12 protein-coding genes are annotated in these 15,225 nt (G+C 74.8%); 9 read left to right on the forward strand and 3 right to left on the reverse strand.

Annotated features, from left to right (window positions below; genetic code table 11):
- Positions 1 to 56: 56 nt before the first annotated feature.
- Positions 57 to 1,079: a LacI family DNA-binding transcriptional regulator gene (locus tag FBY24_RS13230; protein WP_255432387.1), complete on the reverse strand. Its 1,023-nt coding sequence runs from the start codon at positions 1,077 to 1,079 to the stop codon at positions 57 to 59.
- 166 nt (positions 1,080 to 1,245) lie between these two features.
- Between FBY24_RS13230 and FBY24_RS13235 the strand changes: the two genes are divergently transcribed.
- Genes FBY24_RS13235 through FBY24_RS13255 form a run of 5 tightly spaced genes read left to right on the forward strand, consistent with a single transcriptional unit; the run spans position 1,246 to position 8,641 of the window.
- On the forward strand, positions 1,246 to 3,291 hold the full coding sequence (locus FBY24_RS13235; protein ID WP_142161239.1) for a beta-galactosidase: 2,046 nt from the start codon (positions 1,246 to 1,248) through the stop codon (positions 3,289 to 3,291).
- Positions 3,288 to 4,214, forward strand: a complete 927-nt coding sequence (locus FBY24_RS13240; RefSeq protein ID WP_140460754.1) for a carbohydrate ABC transporter permease — start codon at positions 3,288 to 3,290, stop codon at positions 4,212 to 4,214. The genes FBY24_RS13235 and FBY24_RS13240 overlap by 4 nt, the downstream gene beginning before the upstream one ends.
- Positions 4,211 to 5,113 (forward strand): carbohydrate ABC transporter permease, encoded by a 903-nt coding sequence (locus FBY24_RS13245; protein WP_203793510.1) that lies wholly within the window; start codon positions 4,211 to 4,213, stop codon positions 5,111 to 5,113. Before FBY24_RS13240 ends, FBY24_RS13245 begins: the two co-directional genes overlap by 4 nt.
- A 44-nt stretch (positions 5,114 to 5,157) precedes the next feature.
- Positions 5,158 to 6,516, forward strand: a complete 1,359-nt coding sequence (locus FBY24_RS13250) for an ABC transporter substrate-binding protein (protein ID WP_142161241.1) — start codon at positions 5,158 to 5,160, stop codon at positions 6,514 to 6,516.
- A gap of 4 nt (positions 6,517 to 6,520) precedes the next feature.
- Positions 6,521 to 8,641 (forward strand): alpha-galactosidase, encoded by a 2,121-nt coding sequence (locus FBY24_RS13255; protein ID WP_142161243.1) that lies wholly within the window; start codon positions 6,521 to 6,523, stop codon positions 8,639 to 8,641.
- Between the two features lie 48 nt (positions 8,642 to 8,689).
- On the opposite strand, the gene FBY24_RS19175 is transcribed toward FBY24_RS13255, so the two are convergent.
- Positions 8,690 to 9,253, reverse strand: a complete 564-nt coding sequence (locus tag FBY24_RS19175) for a TetR/AcrR family transcriptional regulator (RefSeq protein ID WP_186343262.1) — start codon at positions 9,251 to 9,253, stop codon at positions 8,690 to 8,692.
- A 256-nt stretch (positions 9,254 to 9,509) separates the two neighbouring features.
- Between FBY24_RS19175 and FBY24_RS19690 the strand changes: the two genes are divergently transcribed.
- The 4 genes from FBY24_RS19690 to FBY24_RS13280 all read left to right on the forward strand — a co-directional run bounded on the left by FBY24_RS19690 (position 9,510) and on the right by FBY24_RS13280 (position 12,907).
- Positions 9,510 to 11,114 (forward strand): GAF domain-containing protein, encoded by a 1,605-nt coding sequence (locus FBY24_RS19690; RefSeq protein ID WP_304515643.1) that lies wholly within the window; start codon positions 9,510 to 9,512, stop codon positions 11,112 to 11,114.
- A gap of 67 nt (positions 11,115 to 11,181) precedes the next feature.
- Positions 11,182 to 11,577, forward strand: a complete 396-nt coding sequence (locus FBY24_RS13270) for a helix-turn-helix transcriptional regulator (protein ID WP_142161245.1) — start codon at positions 11,182 to 11,184, stop codon at positions 11,575 to 11,577.
- Positions 11,574 to 12,215 (forward strand): SRPBCC domain-containing protein, encoded by a 642-nt coding sequence (locus FBY24_RS13275; protein WP_142161247.1) that lies wholly within the window; start codon positions 11,574 to 11,576, stop codon positions 12,213 to 12,215. Before FBY24_RS13270 ends, FBY24_RS13275 begins: the two co-directional genes overlap by 4 nt.
- Positions 12,212 to 12,907: a ThuA domain-containing protein gene (locus tag FBY24_RS13280; RefSeq protein ID WP_142161249.1), complete on the forward strand. Its 696-nt coding sequence runs from the start codon at positions 12,212 to 12,214 to the stop codon at positions 12,905 to 12,907. Before FBY24_RS13275 ends, FBY24_RS13280 begins: the two co-directional genes overlap by 4 nt.
- A gap of 10 nt (positions 12,908 to 12,917) precedes the next feature.
- On the opposite strand, the gene FBY24_RS13285 is transcribed toward FBY24_RS13280, so the two are convergent.
- Positions 12,918 to 15,206, reverse strand: coding sequence for a glycoside hydrolase family 3 C-terminal domain-containing protein (locus FBY24_RS13285; protein ID WP_142161251.1), 2,289 nt, complete (start codon positions 15,204 to 15,206; stop codon positions 12,918 to 12,920).
- Positions 15,207 to 15,225: the final 19 nt, after the last annotated feature.

Raw genomic sequence — 15,225 nt, forward strand, 5'->3', positions numbered from 1 at the left:
GGGGACCGGGTCGCACCGACGAGCCCGTGCGGGGCGGGGCAAAGATCACCCGGTGGTCAGGCGCTGCCGCGCCACACCACCGGGGTGTCGAGCAGGATCGCCGCCGGCTCGCGCTGCTCGCCGGCGATCTGGGCCAGCACGCTGCGCGCCGCCGCCCGCCCGAGGCCCTCGGCGGGCTGGCGCACCGTCGACAGCGGCGGTGTGCACCGCGAGGCCCACGCGGAGTCGTCGAACCCCACGACCCCCACGTCCTGCGGGACGCGCCGCCCCGCGCGCAGCAGGGCCTCCAGCGCCCCCGCGGCGAGCGCGTCGGAGGCCGCGAAGACGCCGTCGACGTCCGGCGCCCGCTCGAGCAGCTCCGTCATCGCCCGCACGCCGTCGGAGTACGCGTAGTGCTCGACCCGGGCCACGAGGTCGGCGTCGAACCGGTCGCCCAGGGCCTGCCGGAAGCCCGCGAGGCGGTCGGCACCCGAGTCGCGGTCGAGCGCCGCCGCGATCATCGCGACCCGGTGCCGCCCGGTCGCCAGCAGCCGGGATGTGATCTCGTGCGCGGACGTGACGTTGTCGATGCCGACCCACGACATGTCCTGCAGGTCGGGCGGGTGGCCGACGAACGCCACGGGCAGCTGCGCGGCCCGCACCACGGCGGTGATCGGGTCGTGCTCGCGGGCGGAGACCACGACGCAGCCGTCGACGAACCCCCCGCGCAGGTACCGCCCGACCCGCTCGGCGTCGCGCCCCGAGCCGACGACCAGGCAGACCATCTGGTGGTCGGCCTCGGACAGCGCCTCGTTCGCGCCGAGCAGGATCGCCCCGATGTTGGGATCCTCGAGGAACAGCGCGTGCGGCTCGTGCACGACGAACCCGACCGCGTTGGTGCGCTGCCGGACCAGGTTGCGCGCGGTGGTGCTCGGCACGTACCCGACCTTGCGGATCGCGGCCTCGATGCGCTCGCGGGCGTCGGTGGAGACGTACCCGTCGCCGTTGAGCATGCGGCTGATCGTGCCGCGGGAGACGCCGGCCTCGCGCGCCACGTCGTGCACGGTCGCACGCTTGCGGGGGAGGGGGGAGGCGGTCACGAGCGTCACTGTAGCGACGCACGGACGGGTGACATCGGGACGGAAGGGGCTCTCCGGCGTTGACCACCCTGCAGGTCGTGCTTAATGTGTGCACGTGCACACATCCCGTCGTGCCTGACGCGCCGGGACGATGTGTGCACGTGCACACACAAAGGAGTTGCGCACGATGACGACGACCGTCGCACCCACGACGGCTCCGGCCCCCGCCGGTCACCGCCCCCGCTTCCGCCACACCGGCGTCGCGTTCGGCTGCGACTGGAACCCCGAGCAGTGGGACCGCGCCACCTGGCGCGAGGACGCCCGGCTCATGCAGGAGGCCGGCGTCGACCTCGTCGCGATCAACGTGTTCGGCTGGTCCCAGCTCGAGCCGTCGCCCGGCCGCTACGACTTCACCGACCTCGGCGAGGTCATGGACCTCATGGCCGCCTCCGGCGTGCGCGTCAACCTCGGCACCGGCACGGCGTCCACGCCGCCGTGGCTGACCACGCTGCACCCCGAGGTCCTCCCCGTGGCCGTCGACGGCACGCGGCGCTGGCCCGGGGGCCGGCAGGCGTGGTGCCCGTCGTCGCCGGTGTACCGCGAGCGCTCCCTCGCCCTGGTCGCGCAGGTCGCGGACCGCTACGGCGACCACCCCGCGCTCGCGCTGTGGCACGTGTCGAACGAGCTGGGCTGCCACAACGCCCTGTGCTGGTGCGACGTCAGCGCCGACGCGTTCCGCCGCTGGCTGGCCGGCCGCTACGGCGACGTCGCGGCGCTCAACGACGCGTGGGGCACGTCGTTCTGGAGCCAGCGGTACTCCTCGTTCGACGAGGTCCTGCCGCCCCGGGCCACGGTCTCCACCCGCAACCCGGGCCAGGTCCTGGACTTCCACCGGTTCTCCTCCGCCGAGCTGCTCGGCCAGCTCCAGGCGGAGACGGCGGTCCTGCGCGAGCGCAGCGCCGTCCCGGTGACCACGAACTTCATGGTCACCGACCACATCCGCAACCTCGACTACTGGTCCTGGGCCCCGCACGTCGACGTCGTGGCCAACGACCACTACCTCGACCACCGGCTCGCGGACCCGACCACCGAGCTCGCGTTCAGCGCCGACCTCACGCGCGGGCTGGCCGGCGGCGACCCGTGGCTGCTCATGGAGCACTCCACCGGAGCCGTGAACTGGCAGCCGGTCAACCTCGCCAAGGACGCGGGGGAGATGGTGCGCAACTCCCTCACGCACGTGGCGCGCGGCGCCGACGCCGTCTGCTTCTTCCAGTGGCGGGCCTCCACGCAGGGCGCCGAGAAGTTCCACTCGGCCCTCGTGCCGCACGCCGGCACCGACACCCGCCAGTGGCGCGACGTCGTCGACCTGGGCGCGACCCTCGACCGGCTCGACGAGGTCGCCGGGTCCCGCGTCGTGGCCGACGTCGCCGTGCTGTTCAGCTGGGAGGCGTGGTGGGCCGCCGACGGCGACAACCGCCCCTCCACGGCCGTGCGCTACCGCGAGCAGGTGCTCGACGCCTACCGGGCGCTGCGCGCGCAGGGCGTCACGGTGGACGTCGTGTCCCCGGCCGACCCGCTCACCGGGTACCGGCTCGTCGTCGTCCCCGCGCTGTACCTGGTCTCCGACGCGGACGCCGCGCACCTGACGCGGTTCGTCGAGGACGGCGGCACCGCGCTCGTGACGTTCTGGTCGGGCATCGCCGACGAGCGCGACGCGGTCCGTCTCGGCGGGTACCCCGGCGCCTACCGGGACCTGCTCGGCGTGCGCGTCGAGGAGTTCGCCCCCGTGCTGCCCGGCACCGTGCTCACGCTCGACGACGGCTCGCGGGCCGCGCTGTGGAGCGAGCGGTCGCAGGTCGTCGACGCGGAGGTGCTGGCCCGGTTCGCCGACGGGCCCGCCGCCGGGGAGGCCGCCCTCACGCGCCGCACCGTCGGGCGGGGCAGCGCCTGGTACCTCGCCACGTCGCTGGACGCCGCGTCGGGCGCCGCGCTGGCCGCCCGGCTGTGCGCGGACGCCGGCGTCGCCACCGACCCCGGCCTGGCCGCCGCGGGCGTCGAGCGCGTCGTGCGCACCCGTGACTCGATCACCTGGACCTTCGTCGTCAACCACGGAGCGGACGACGTGACCGTCCCCGCCCGGGGCCACGAGCTGGTCACGGACGCCGTCGTCCGTGACGCCCTCGTCGTCCCCGCGCGCGCGGTCCGCGTCCTGCGAGAGGAGCCCGTCCGATGACCACCGCCCCTGCCGCGCTCGCGCGGCCCCCGGCCCCGGGCCGGGCCACCCGGCGCGCGCCGCGGCGCTACGGGAAGGCGATCGCCTTCTTCGTCGCACCGTTCGGCCTGCTCTTCACGCTGTTCTACGTCGTGCCCATCGCCGCCGCGGTGTGGCAGTCGCTGCTCACGGTCGAGCGCGACGGCACGTTCGGCGCCGCCCGGCAGGTGTTCGGCGGGCTCGTGCAGTACGAGGCCGTCTTCCGCAACGAGGCGTTCTGGGAGTCCGTCGGCCGGGTGCTGCTGTTCGGCGTCGTGCAGGTGCCCGTCATGCTCGGCCTGGCGCTGCTGTTCGCGCTGCTGCTGGACTCCCCGCTGGTGCGCGGCAAGAAGTTCTTCCGCCTCGCCTACTTCGTGCCGTACGCGGTGCCCGGCGTCATCGCCGCGATCATGTGGGGCTTCCTGTACTCCCCGCGCCTGTCGCCGTTCACGGCCCTGACGGCCAACGTGCCGATCCTCGGCGCCGACCTCGTGCTGTGGGCGATCGCCAACGTCGTGACCTGGGTCTACGTCGGCTACAACATGCTCATCATCTACTCGGCGCTGCTGGCGATCCCCGGGGAGGTGTCCGAGGCCGCCGTGCTCGACGGCGCCGGCCAGGCGCGGATCGCGCTGTCGATCAAGGTCCCGATGGTCATGCCCGCGATCTCGCTGACCGCGATCTTCTCCATCATCGGCACGCTCCAGCTGCTCGCCGAGCCGCAGGTCTTCCGGTCCTTCAGCTCGGCCGTGACCAGCACGTTCACCCCGAACATGACCGTCTACGCGACGTCGGCCGTGCCGAACACGTCGTTGGCCGCCGCGTTCTCCGTGGTCCTGGCCCTCATGACGTTCGTGCTGTCGTTCGGGTTCCTCAAGCTGTCCCAGCGCAAGGAGGCGCGATGACCACGCTCCAGGCCCGCCCCGCGCGCAGCGCCGCGGCGGCCAGCGCCCCGGGCCGCTCGGTCCGCACGCCGGTGGTCCCGCGGATCGCCGCGATGACGGTCATGGTGGTCTTCACCGGGTACTTCCTGTTCCCGCTGTGGTGGCTGCTCGTCGCGTCGTCCAAGACCCGCGGCGACGTCCTCGGCACCAACCCGCTGTGGTTCGCCGACCTGCACCTGGTCGACAACGTCCGCGACGTCCTGACGTACCGCGACGGGCTGTTCGGGCAGTGGATGGGCAACTCGCTCCTGTACGCCGGCGTCGGTGCCGCGGTCGCGACGCTGCTCGCCTCGATGTGCGGCTACGCGCTGGCCAAGTACCAGTTCCGCGGCCGGGAGGCGCTGTTCAACGTCGTCCTGGGCGGGGTGCTCGTGCCCGCCACGGCCCTCGCGCTGCCGCTGTTCCTCATCTTCTCCGCCGTCGACCTCACCGACACCTACTGGTCGGTGCTGCTGCCGAGCATCGTCAGCCCGTTCGGGGTGTACCTGTCGCGGATCTACGCCGCGGCCAGCGTGCCCGACGAGCTCATCGAGGCCGCCCGCCTCGACGGCGCCGGCGAGATCCGGACGTTCTTCGGGGTGTCGGTGCGCCTCATGGTGCCGGCCCTGGTGACCGTCTACCTCTTCCAGTTCGTCGCGATCTGGAACAACTTCTTCCTCCCGCTGATCATGCTGCGCGACGAGCGCAAGTTCCCCGTGACGTTCGGGCTCTACACCTGGAACTCCCAGGTCAACCAGATCCCCGAGCTCAACACGTTCGTGCTCGTCGGCGCCCTGCTGTCGATCATCCCGCTCGTCGTCGCGTTCCTCGCGCTGCAGCGGTTCTGGCGGGGCGGCCTCGGCGCCGGCTCCGTCAAGTGACACCCCCAGACCACACCCCCAGCAGCAGTACGTCCCATCCCTCGATGAAGAAGGAAACCCCCATGCACCAGCGCACGCGGACGGGCACCGTCGCCCTCCTCGCCTCCTCCCTCCTGGTCGGCACGCTCGCGGCGTGCTCGACCGGTGACGACACCGCCGCCGGCGGCGCCGACGCCGCGGCCTGCGAGCCGTCCGAGGGCACGGTCGAGCTGAGCTTCACGTCCTGGATCCCCGGCATCGAGACCGCCGTCGAGACGTGGAACGAGGCCAACCCGGACATCCAGGTGACGGTCCAGACCGGCCCCAACGGCAACTCCGGCACCTACCAGAACTTCTTCAACCAGCTCGAGGCCGGCAACGCCCCCGACCTGGGCCAGATCGAGTACGACGCGCTGCCGAACTTCCGCGTCCAGGACGGCCTGGAGGACCTCTCGGCGTGCGCCGACGTCGTGGCCGCGCAGGAGCAGTTCGTCGACTGGACCTGGGGCCAGGTCACCCTCGGCGACGAGGAGTCGGTCTGGGCCGTCCCGCAGGACTCGGGCCCGATGGCGCTGTTCTACCGCGCCGACCTGTTCGAGGAGAACGGCATCGAGGTGCCGACCACGTGGGAGGAGTACCAGGCGGCCGCGGAGCAGATCCGCGAGCTCGACGGGTACATCACCAACTTCTCCCAGTCGGACGTCAACCAGTTCGCGGGCTTCGTGTGGCAGGCCGGCGGGCAGTGGTTCGCCAACGACGCCGACGGCTGGTCGGTCACGCTGGCCGACGACGCCTCGACGCAGGTCGCCGACTACTGGCAGGGCCTGATGTCGGACGACCTCGTCGCGACGTACCCGGCGTGGACCCCCGAGTGGGACAACGCCTACAACTCCGGCGAGGTCTGGACCTGGGTCTCCGCGGTCTGGGGCGCCAACTCCATCGCGTCGGGCGCGCCCGACACGGCCGGCAAGTGGGCGGTCGCGCCCATGCCGCAGTGGGAGGCCGGGCAGAGCGCCGCGGGCAACTGGGGCGGCTCGTCCACCGCGGTCTTCAAGGGCACCGAGCACCTGTACGAGGCCACGAAGTTCGCGCTGTGGCTCAACACGTCCGAGGAGGCGCTGACCATCCTCAACGAGGAGGCCAACATCTACCCGGCCACCACCGCCGGCCTCGAGCTGCCGGTGCTCCAGGAGGGCGTCGAGTTCTACGGCGGCCAGGCCATCTACGACGTGTTCGCCGAGGCGTCCGCGCAGGTCAACCCTGACTTCGTGTGGGGCCCGACGATGACGCAGGTCTACACCGACGTCTCCGACGGCTTCAAGGAGGCCGCGACCGGCCAGGGCACGCTCCTGGACGCGCTCGAGGCTGCCCAGTCCTCCACGGTCGAGGCCCTCGAGGCCCAGGCCATCCCCGTGAAGCAGTGACGCGATGATCCACCACCTGCGTGCCGGGGGCGTGAGCCTCGTGGTCGACGCCCCCGGCACGCAGGTGCCGTCGGTCCTGCACTGGGGGGCCGACCTCGGGCCCCTGCCGGCCGACGCGCTCGACGCGCTCGCCGGGGCGGTCCTCCCCGCCGTCCCGCCCAGCTCGATCGACGTCCCGCTGCGGCTGTCCCTCGTGCCGACCCTCGCCGAGGGCTGGTCCGGGCAGCCCGGTGTGGCGGTGCACCGCGCGACGGGTCCCCTCGACGTCGCGCTCGTCTCGACCAGCGTCGAGGTGCGCGGCGAGGACGGCGACCAGGTGCTCGTCGTCCTCGCCGCGGACGCGGCCGCCGCAGTCGGTGTCCGCACCGAGCTGCGCCTGGCGCCCGAGGGCGTGCTGACCGTGCGCCACACCCTGACGAACACCGGCGACGACGCCCTGCACGTGCAGACCCTCGACGTGGTGCTGCCCGTGCCCGACCGCGCCCGCGAGCTCGCCGACCACACGGGCCTGTGGAGCCACGAGCGCCGCCAGCAGCGGCTGCTGCCCGGGCACGGGGTGTGGCTGCGCGAGGGCCGGCACGGCCGCCCCGGCCACGACGACGCCTACCTGCTCGTCGCCGGGACCCCCGGCTTCGGCACCCGCACCGGTGAGGTCTGGTCCGTCCACTGCGCGTGGAGCGGCGACCGCCGGCTGTGGTCCGAGCGCTCCCCGCTCGGACCGTCCGCGCTCGGCGGCGGCGAGCTCTGGGCCCCCGGCGAGATCACCCTCGCCCCGGGCGAGGAGCTGACCACGCCGTGGCTCGTGGCCACCTGGTCCGGCGACGGCCTCGACGGCCTCAGCGACCGCCTGCACGCCCGTCACCGCCGCCGCCGCGGGCCCCTGCGCCCCCGGCCCCTCGTGCTCAACACCTGGGAGGCCGTGTACTTCGACCACGACCTGCCCACGCTGTCCCGCCTGGTCGACGTCGCCGCGCGCGTCGGCGTGGAGCGGTTCGTCCTCGACGACGGCTGGTTCCGCGGACGTCGCGACGATCGCACCTCCCTCGGCGACTGGACCGTCGACCCCGACGTCTGGCCCGACGGCCTGCACCCGCTCGCGGAGCGCGTCACGGCGGCCGGCATGGAGCTCGGCCTGTGGGTCGAGCCCGAGATGGTCAGCGCCGACTCCGACCTGGCCCGCGCGCACCCCGACTGGGTCCTCGGCCGCCCCGCCGCCCTGGAGTGGCGCCACCAGCGGGTGCTCGACCTCGCGCACCCCGGGGCGTGGGCCCACGTGCACGACGCGCTCGTCGCGCTGCTCGAGGAGTACCCCGTGCGGTTCCTCAAGTGGGACCACAACCGGGACCTGCTCGTGCCCGGCGCCCACGCGCAGACCGCCGCCCTGTACCGGATGCTCGACGCGCTGCGCGCCCGGTTCCCCGAGGTCGAGGTCGAGTCGTGCGCGTCCGGCGGCGGCCGCGTCGACCTGGGCGTCGCGGAGCGCGTCGACCGGTTCTGGGCCTCGGACACCAACGACCCGCTGGAGCGGCAGGAGATCCACCGCTGGTCCACGCTGCTCCTGCCGCCCGAGCACCTGGGCGCGCACCTCGGCGACGCCCGCGCGCACACCACGGGCCGCACCAGCGACCTCGGGTTCCGCCTGGCCACGTCCCTGTTCGGGCACGCCGGCATCGAGGGCGACCTGACCCGGTCCGACCCCGCCGAGCTCGCCGCGGTCACCGCGTGGGCGCAGGCGTACCGGCGGCTGCGCGGCCTGCTGCACACCGGCACCGTCGTGCGTGCCGACGTCCCCGACCCCGCCCTGGCCGTGCACGGCGTGGTCGCGGCTGACCGCTCGGAGGCCGTCGTCGCGCTGGTCGCGCTCGCCGCGCCGCAGGCCGCCCTGCCCGCACCCGCGCGCGTGCCCGGTCTCGACCCGGCGCGGTCCTACCGGGTGACGCACGTCGACCTCGGCGCCGGTGCGCCGCTCACCGTCGGCGACGCACCGCCCGCGTGGTGGGCGGACGTTCTCGCGGGCCGGGACGTGGTGCTGCCCGGTGCGGTGCTCGCGCAGACCGGGCTCGCGCGGCCCCTGCTCGCGCCGCAGCAGGCCGCCGTGCTGCACCTGGTGGCCGTCGACGGCTGATCGTCCCGCCGCGCACGACCCCTCCGGTGCGCGGCGGGCCGGGGTCGGTCAGCGTCGCGCGGGGACGGGCGTCAGCAGCAGCCCGCGCAGCGCCAGGTCGGCCGCGCGCTCCACGGCCGCGGCGGCCTCCTCCGGTGCACGGAGCGCGACCACGCCCTCGAGCATCGCGAAGACGAGCATCACGTCGGCGGTGGTCGCGTCCGCCCAGGCGGCCCCGGCGGCGTGCGCCTCGGCGAGCGCCCGGGCCAGCAGCCCCCGCACCCGCGCGGTGACCTCCGCCAGATGGGTGACGCCCTCCGGCGAGCGGCGCAGCGTCGTCAGCAGGCCGGGCGAGCTGGCCTGGCGGGCCCCGACGGCGTGCACGAGCAGGTGCAGCGCGTCCGCGCCCGGCATGCCCGCCACGCGGCGCTCGAGGGCGTCGACACGCGCGTCGAACACGGCGGCGACGAGCGCGGGCCGGTCGGGGAAGTGCCGGTAGAGGGTGGCGCGTCCCACCCCGGCGTGCTCGGCGACGAGGTCGAGCGACACGGCGGACCCGTGCGTCTCGAAGACCTCCTCGGCGGCGGCGACGAGGCGCGCGCGGTTGAGCCGGGCGTCGCGTCGTTGGGTCATGACGGCAGGCTAACGACGGCCCCGGCGAGGGGCCTCGTCGGGTGCGGGTGAACCTCGGGCGTGGCCCGGGTCACACCGGTCGTCACCGTCGGGGTCACGGGGTGGTGTCACGCAGGGCCGACCGGGTGATGTGCCCGTGGGCGGTCCGGCCGGGTCGTCCCGGTCTGCGACTGCGCCACGCGGGGGAACCTCGCCGTGCCGGGAGTCTTCGCCCTGGCCTGCGGCGTTCCACGACGCGACCCCGTCCGACTACCCGGTGGACGGACCCGACCGGACGTCCGTCCAGAACCAGGAGGACACCCCCGTGCTCACCCGCAGCCGGACCCGCTCCGAGCTCGACCGTCTCGCCGGCGAGGCGACCCGCGCGCAGGCCGACGTGGCCGCCATCACCCAGGTGGCGCAGGTCATCCAGGCGGCCCGCACCCTCGACGAGGGCGTCGTCGCCGCGCTCACGGTCGTCCGCGAGCAGTTCGGCTGGGCCTACGGGTCGTACTGGGCGATCGCCCCCGGCGAGAAGGTGCTCCGGTTCGTGGCCGAGTCCGGCGACGCGGGGGACGAGTTCCGCCGCGTCACCCGCGAGGCGTCGTTCGCCGAGGGCGTCGGCCTCTCCGGCCGGGCGTGGCGCGCGCGGGGTCTCGTCAGCGTCCGGGACCTCGGTGAGCTCGCCGACTGCGTCCGCGCCCCGGCCGCGCAGCGCGCGGGTGTCCGCTCCGGCGTGTGCTTCCCCCTGACGGTGAACGGTCAGGTCGTCGGCACGATGGACTTTTTCACCACCACGGTGCTCGAGCTCGCGCCGACACGGCTGCGCGTCCTGGAGACCGTGGGCCTGCTCGTCTCGCAGGCGCTGGAGCGCCTGGCGGTGGCGGCGCTGCAGGCCCAGGCCGTCCACGACACGGAGGCCACGACGGCGGTGCTGCGCGCCGTCTCGTCGGCCACGAGCGCGCCCGACGTCCTGCGCGGTGCGCTGGACACCATCCGGGAGGGCTTCGGCTGGGCGTACGGGTCGTTCTGGGAGATCGACGCGCAGGACCGCGTGCTGCGGTTCGCGCAGGAGTCCGGCGACGCCGGACCGGACTTCCGCCGCGTGACGCGCAAGGCGACGTTCGCCGAGGGGGTCGGGCTGGCCGGGCGCGCCTGGCGGGCGCGCGAGCTGGTGTTCGTGCCCGACCTCGCCGAGGTGACCGACTGCGTCCGCGCGCCCGCGGCGCGCGCCGCGGGCGTGAAGTCGGGCGTGTGCCTGCCGATCGTCGTCGACGGCGCCATCGTCGGCACCATGGACTTCTTCGTCCTGGAGACGATCGCGCTGACGGACGGGCGCCGCGCGGCGCTGCAGAACACGGCGTACCTCGTCGGTCAGGCCCTCAGCCGGTTCGCGGCGGCCGACCGGCTCCGGTCCGCGGGCGAGGAGCTCATCACGTCGATCGAGGAGGTCGAGCGCAACGTCGTCGCGGCCACGTCGGTCGCGGCCGACGGGCAGCGCCTCGCGCTCGCCGCCGACCAGGACGTCGCCGGCCTGGGCCGGTCCAGCGAGGAGATCGGCCAGGTCGTCAAGACGATCCAGACGATCGCCGCGCAGACCAACCTGCTCGCTCTCAACGCGACCATCGAGGCCGCCCGTGCCGGTGAGGCCGGCCGCGGGTTCGCGGTCGTCGCCAACGAGGTCAAGGAGCTCGCCAACGAGACCGCGTCGGCGACCACCGAGGTCGGCGAGAAGGTCGGTGCCATCCAGAGCCAGGTGGCCGCCGCGGTCGCGTCGCTCGCGGGGATCCGCGACGTCGTCGAGCGCATCAACGAGACCCAGAACGTCATCGGCTCCGTGCTCACCGAGCAGGTCGCGGTGACGCGCGCGATCCTCGACTGACCGGGCCCGCCCCCCGGGGGGTGCGGACCGGTGGTGCTCTATAAGTCGTCAGTGATATACAGGAGGCATGGAGGCACTCGCCGCGCTCGCCGACCCGGTGCGCCGCTACGTCCTGCAGGTGCTCGCGCTCGGCGAGCGCCCCGCCGGTGACGTCGTCGCGGCCGTGCACGGTGAGTTCGGCATCAGCCAGCCGGCCGTGTCGCAGCACCTGCGCGTGCTGCGCGAGCACGGCCTGGTCACCGTGCGCGCCGAGGGCACCCGTCGCGTGTACGCGCTCGACCCGCGGCCGCTCGCCGCGGTCGAGGCCTGGCTCGCGGACCTGCGCCGGGGCTGGGAGCAGCGGCTCGACGCCCTCGGCACCGAGCTCGCGCGCGGTGCCCGGTCGCGCCCCGACGCACCCTCTGCACCGCCCGCGTCGACCGGCGTGGACGTGACCGGCACCTCACCGAGGAGGACCGCATGAAGGACATGCTCGACGAGATCGGGGCGACCAGGCGGGCCGTCACCACAGGCACCCTCCCCGCCGGTGAGGCGCACGTCGTGGCGCTCACGCGGGAGTACCCGGCGGCCCCGGCCGACGTCTGGGACGCGATCACCACGCCGGAGCGCATCGCCCGCTGGTTCCTGCCGGTGAGCGGCGACCTGCGGCTGCACGGCACCTACCAGCTCGAGGGCAACGCCGGCGGGCAGATCCGCGTGTGCGAACCCCCGCGGCGGCTCCGGGTCACCTGGGTGCTCGGCGAGCCCGGACCGGAGGACGACTCGCGCGTCGAGGTGCGCCTCGACCCGACCCCGACCGGCGGCACGCTCCTGCACCTCGAGCACGTCGCCGTCGTCCCCCCGGCGTTCTGGGACCAGTACGGGCCCGGTGCGGTCGGTGTCGGCTGGGACCTGGGTCTCCTCGGCCTGGCCGCCCACCTGGCCGGGACCGACCCCGGCGACCCCGCAGCCCTCGAGGCCGACCCGGCGATGCACGAGGTCATGCGCACCAGCGCCCGCGCCTGGGGTGCTGCGCACGTCGCCTCCGGCGCCGAGCCGGCGGCCGCCCAGGCGTCCGCCGCTGCGACCACCGCCTTCTACGTGCCGTCCGACGGCGCGTGAGCGGGCCGGCGCTCGTCCTCGTCGGCCGGGGACGGTACGCCGACCCGTGGCACGACACGGCCGCCACCGCGGGCCGGCTGCACCCGCTGCTGGTCGAGGCGGGGCTGGAGCCCGCGGTCCACGGCACCGCCCCGGACCTCCTCGGCCCCGACGGGCTCGCGAGCCGCGAGGTCGGACGGCCCGACCTGCTCGTCGTGGTCGCGGGCACCGGCCGCGTCGACCCCGGGTTCGACGGGGACGACGCGGCCTGGGCGGGGTTCCACGCCGCGCTGGCCGGACTCGTCGCCGACGGCGTGCCGCTGCTGGCCCTGCACGCGTCGGCCAACGCCTTCCACGACGCGCCCGGCTGGTCGGCGCTGCTGGGCGGGCGCTGGGTCGACGGCCTCTCCTGGCACCCGCCGCTGGGCGCCGCGCGGTTCGACGTCGCCGACCCCGACCACCCCGTGACCGCAGGGCTCGGTGCGGTCGAGGCCGTCGACGAGCAGTACCTCGACCTCGACGTCGACCCGGCCGCCCACGTGCTGCTCACCACCCGGCACGACGGCGTCGACCACCCCGTGGTGTGGGTCGCACCCGGGCCCGGCCGGGTCGTCTACGACGCGCTCGGGCACGACGTGCGCTCCTGGGCGAGCCCGGGGCGCCGCGACCTCGTCCGACGGACGGTCCGCTGGCTGGTCGGCTCCCCGGGCTGACGCGCCCGGGTCAGGGTGTCCCGGGCGCCCCCGCGAGGTCGTCCTCGGCCACGGGGAACCCGGGGAACCGGCTCAGCCGCACCAGCGGGATCGCGCGCATCATCTCCCCGTGCTGGGTGTCCTCCAGCAGCGTCGCGAACCCGCTGCCGGCGAGCCGCTCGCGCAGCCACGGACCGGCCTGCGGGTCGGCCAGCCACGCCGCGACCGTCGAGGCCGGGCCCACGGGCTCGGTCACGTCGACGCCCGGCAGCTCGACCGTCAGCCGCGCCCGCACGTCCCGCGACGACGCCGCGACGCGCACCTCGAACGCCCCGCCCTCGACGACCCACGTGCCGCGGGCGGTGTGCCACCACGCGAACGACCGGTCGTCGAGCGCGACCCGCACCCGCCGGCTCTCGCCCGGGGCGAGCGGCACCCGCACGAAGCCCTTGAGCTCCTGCTCGGGGCGCGCCACCGTGCTCACCGGGTCCGCGACGTACACCTGCACGGTCTCCGTCCCCGCCCGGTCGCCCGTGTTCGTCACCGTCACGTGCACGTCGACGCGCCCGGCCGCGGCGTCGACGACCTCGACCGCGGCGTCCGACCACGCGAACGTCGTGTACGACAGCCCGTGCCCGAACGGGTACGCCACGTCCAGGCCCCGCGTGTCGTACCAGCGGTAGCCCACGAGCAGACCCTCGGCGTAGCGCACGTGCCCGAGCTCGCCGGGGAACGCCCCCACCGTCGGGGTGTCGAGCTCACGCAGCGGGATCGTCTCGGCCAGCCGGCCCGACGGGTCCGCCCGCCCCAGCAGCAGGTCCGCGACCGCCGAGCCGCCCGCCTGCCCCAGCAGCCACCCCTCCAGCACCGCCCGGGTCCGGTGCAGCCACGGCATCGTCACCACGGACCCGTTCGACAGCACGACCACGACGTCCGGGTTGACCGCCGCGACCGCCTCCAGCAGCGCCACCTGCGCGTCCGGCAGGCGGGTGTGCTCCCGGTCGTACCCCTCCGACTCGTAGGACGCCGGCAGCCCGAGGAACAGCAGCACCACGTCCGCGTCCCGCGCCGCCGCGACCGCCTCGGCGACCAGCACCGGGTCGCCCGCCTCCTGCTCGACCACGTACCCGGGCGCGAACACGACCTCGCGCCGCCCCGCGAGCCCGGCCCGCAGCGCGCCCAGCGCGTCGTCCAGCCGCGTCGGGTTCACCTGCGAGCTGCCCGCACCCTGGTACCGGGGGCTGCGCGCGAGCTCGCCGACCACGGCCACCGTGCCGCCGTGCTCCGGGTCCAGCGGCAGCAGACCGCCCTCGTTGCGCAGCAGGACCGCGCTCGCGGTGGCGGCCTCGCGCGCCAGGGCGTGGTGCGCGTCGAGGTCGACGGTGCCGCCCGCGGCCAGGCCCGGCTGCGCGCGGGCGACGAGCTCGAGCACGCGCCGCGCGGCCCGGTCGACGTCGGCCTCGGCGAGCGTGCCCGCGGCCAGCGCGTCGAGGACGCGGCGGGTGCCCGCACCCCCGGACGACGGCATCTCCAGGTCCAGCCCGGCCGCGACGGCCGCCGCCCGGTCGTCGACCGCGCCCCAGTCGGACACGACGAGCCCGTCGAAGCCCCACTCCTCGCGCAGCACCCGGGTCAGCAGCCACGGGTCCTGCGACGCGTACACGCCGTTGACCTTGTTGTACGAGCACATCACCGTCCACGGGCGTGCCTCGCGCACCACGTGCTCGAACGCCGGCAGGTAGATCTCGCGCAGCGTGCGCTCGTCGACGTCGGCGGACACCGTCATGCGGTCGGTCTCCTGGTTGTTGACCGCGAAGTGCTTGAGCGAGGCGCCGACGCCCTGGCGCTGCACGCCCTCGACGAGCCCGGCCGCGAGCCGCCCGGCGAGGAACGGGTCCTCGGACAGGTACTCGAAGTTGCGTCCGCACAGCGGGGACCGCTTGATGTTGACGCCGGGGCCGAGCAGCACCGCGACGCCCTCGGCACGGGACTCCGCACCGAGGGCCTCGCCGACGCGGCGGGCCAGGTCGACGTCCCACGAGGAGGCCAGGCCGGCCGCGGGCGGGAAGCACGTGGCGGGCACGGAGTCGGTCAGGCCGAGGTGGTCGCCGCCCTCGACCTGCTTGCGCAGGCCGTGCGGGCCGTCGGTGACCAGCAGGGCCGGCACGCCCAGGTGCGGGACCGGCTCGGTGTGCCAGAAGTCCGCGCCGTCGAGCAGCGCGACCTTCTCCTCCAGGGTCATCTCGGCCAGCAGGGCCGCGGGGTCGGTGGTCGGTGTGCTGCCGGCGGTCGGGGTCGGCGTGGTCTCTGCGGTCGTCATGGGGTGCTCCTGGGCTGCG

Source organism: Cellulomonas sp. SLBN-39 (genome assembly GCF_006715865.1).
Taxonomy (GTDB): Bacteria; Actinomycetota; Actinomycetes; order Actinomycetales; family Cellulomonadaceae; genus Cellulomonas.